The organism is Thalassotalea sp. PLHSN55 (genome assembly GCF_052030545.1).
Lineage (GTDB): Bacteria > Pseudomonadota > Gammaproteobacteria > Enterobacterales > Alteromonadaceae > CANMXU01.
In genome coordinates this window covers 1-2,432 of the sequence record NZ_JBPDIH010000025.1, presented here as the reverse complement: position 1 = coordinate 2,432, position 2,432 = coordinate 1, and the positions used below count along the sequence as shown (strand labels likewise).

The following is a 2,432-nucleotide window of genomic DNA, read 5'->3' as shown; positions in this document are numbered from 1 at the left end:
AAGAAAAGATTATGGCTCTAATTTATTGAGCAGGGATCAGTGTTTTTAAGTTGACGTGGGGAGTCATACCAACGCCCCAATAAGGGGCTAAAAATTGTTTGCTAAAATGTGTAGCGAAGCGAAACCGAGCAAACTGTTTTTAGTCCCGCTTGATTGGCTTGTTAGTTGTTTTTATTACAATAAATGAAAATAGTATCACCTTGTGACTGAAATGGAACCTTTAAGTTTTGCAATAAATTAATAAACTCAGCCTCACAGGAAACTACTCTAGGTGGAACTAAGCGCCCAACAATTTTAAATATTGTGGACGAACACAAAGCCACTCTATTTTAGTAAAAGGATGCAGGCAATGTGCTGACCAATCACCTAAGTAGTTTACATTTTCAGAGAATGATAATGGGAATGGATCTTCATCAAATTTTTTGTATTGAAATGGAGGTGTAAATGGTAACTCAGCTTTAATTGAGTTAATCAAAACCTCTATTTGATTTGCATCCATACTTTTTATTTTCTCCAAACTCTCGAAACAACTAACGCTAATATTAATAGGCTAAAAATGATTGGCTACAATCGCGAAGCGAAAGCCAACTTTTTTAGTCCTGTTGAATGCCTTGTTAGCGGGCAACTACCGAAAAACTAACAAATAACATTAAACTTTGATTTTTACATTGAACCTGAAAAGGGCGGAACAATGCAACTGAATTTTCAATCTTTACTGAGTTTGCAAATTTGTTGATGAGAAAAAGAAGCCAATCTCACAAATTTTTAATCCTAAACTTCGTTGCCTGCTAACGCCCTTGTTAATGGGCAAATAAATAGTTGGCTAAAATAGTGAACGAAGTGAACAAAAGCCAACTGTTTTTTGTCCCGTTGAACAACTTGTTATGTGCAGCTTGGTTTAGGTTTATTGCCAAGCTACGGCGAAGTTACCCTTAACCAAAACTTGCCTTGAGCCATTAAAACTGATGTTAGATTAAATTAATAGTTTTATTGCAAATGTCTTTCATAAAAAGCAATAAAGCTTATTAAGGCTAGCCTAACTAATAATGGCGAAACACACCTAAATTGTTTTTATTTTAAGAGCTTTTAGTTAAAGCACATAACGCCTCACTAAGAGGCAAATAATCAGTTGGTTAAAATAAGCGACGAAGGAGCAAAAACCAACTGTTATTTGTCCTTTTGAGTGACTTGTTAGCATTACTTAGAACTCAAGTAATTAAAAATTTCTCTGCGTTGCTGTGATGAAAAAGTGTAGTAACTAAATTCAATGTTTTCTTTATTCGAGCTTTTTAACAACACCATGCGAGGAAATTTATTTTTAATTTTTAGTCCTGAAAAATTAGCCCATGAAATAATTTTTTTACTACCGTAATGAATATAACAAACACCTTTTTCATTTAGTTCTAGGCCATGTTCAATGATTTTAGCTTTTCCCGAGTTGAATATTACAAGCCACAGAATATATAAAGATGGGATTGCAAAGGTGATAATAATAGTGAAATTTAAATTATTAGCTGGATAGTCTGTAAAGTATCCAAAGATGAATGCAAAAGTAATCAACCAAAACAATTGGGTTATGGATAAATAAAACTTGTTGAATATGCTTTGATTGCGGCTTTGTATATAAGTTTTATTCACCAGACTTCCCTGTAATGCTAACGCTTATATTAATAGGCTAAAAAAGATTGGCTATAATCGCGAAGCGAAAGCCAACTTTTTTAGTCCTGTTGAATGCCTTGTTAGCGGGCAACTACCGAAAAACTAACAAGTAACACTAAAACTTAATTTTTTACATTGAACCTGAAAAGGGCAGAACAATGCAAATGAATTTTAAATCTTTACAGAGTTTACAAATTTGTTGATTAGAAAAAGACGCTAATCTTAAAAATTTTTAACCTTAAACTTCGTTGCCCGATAACGCCTACTTAAGCGGAAAAATAAAGTTGGCTAAAATGTTGAACGGAGTGAAAACAGCCAACTGTATTTTTTCCGTTTGAAGTTCTTGTTAGGGGTAATTTACACAAACCAACTAGCTTTGATTAAATCTAAACCCAAGCCCCCCAATAATAGAAGTGCGATGTAGCTTAACCAGCCATGCTTGATAAATGCCCCATATTTAGGTTTTACTTTTTGGATTTTTAATAGTTTGCGATATTCAGAACCTTGGGAGAAAACCCAAAGAAATAGAATAATAAAAGCAAGTAATGCAGATTTTTGAGGGGTAGTATTTACATGAAGTAAACCAATAAAAATACCAAGCCCAACAGCACCAACGGTATTTGAAATATTGGAAAAATATTCCACTGCAACTTGTTCTGCATAATCATCGTAAATCTTCATACTTGAGTTTACCCCTAACGCTTATATTAATAGGCTAAAAAAGATTGGCTACAATCGCGAAGCGAAAGCCAACTTTTTTAGTCCTGTTGAAT

At 33.8% G+C, this 2,432-nt stretch carries 2 protein-coding genes and 1 pseudogene; all 3 read right to left on the bottom strand.

Annotation, left to right across the window (positions count from 1 at the left end):
• Nucleotides 1–161: 161 nt before the first annotated feature.
• A pseudogene (locus tag ACRRSQ_RS20520) lies at nucleotides 162–499 on the bottom strand (DUF6678 family protein).
• A 698-nt stretch (nucleotides 500–1,197) separates the two neighbouring features.
• Nucleotides 1,198–1,638: a hypothetical protein gene (locus tag ACRRSQ_RS20515; protein WP_440877644.1), complete on the bottom strand. Its 441-nt coding sequence runs from the start codon at nucleotides 1,636–1,638 to the stop codon at nucleotides 1,198–1,200.
• A gap of 378 nt (nucleotides 1,639–2,016) precedes the next feature.
• The gene (locus ACRRSQ_RS20510) at nucleotides 2,017–2,340 is read right to left on the bottom strand and encodes a hypothetical protein (RefSeq protein WP_440877643.1); all 324 of its coding nucleotides are present in this window, start codon (nucleotides 2,338–2,340) and stop codon (nucleotides 2,017–2,019) included.
• Nucleotides 2,341–2,432: the final 92 nt, after the last annotated feature.

Excerpts from the sequence above, each read along its gene's own strand:
- ACRRSQ_RS20510 (WP_440877643.1), bottom strand. The coding sequence starts at position 2,340 with ATGAAGATTTACGATGATTATGCAGAACAAGTTGCAGTGGAATATTTT.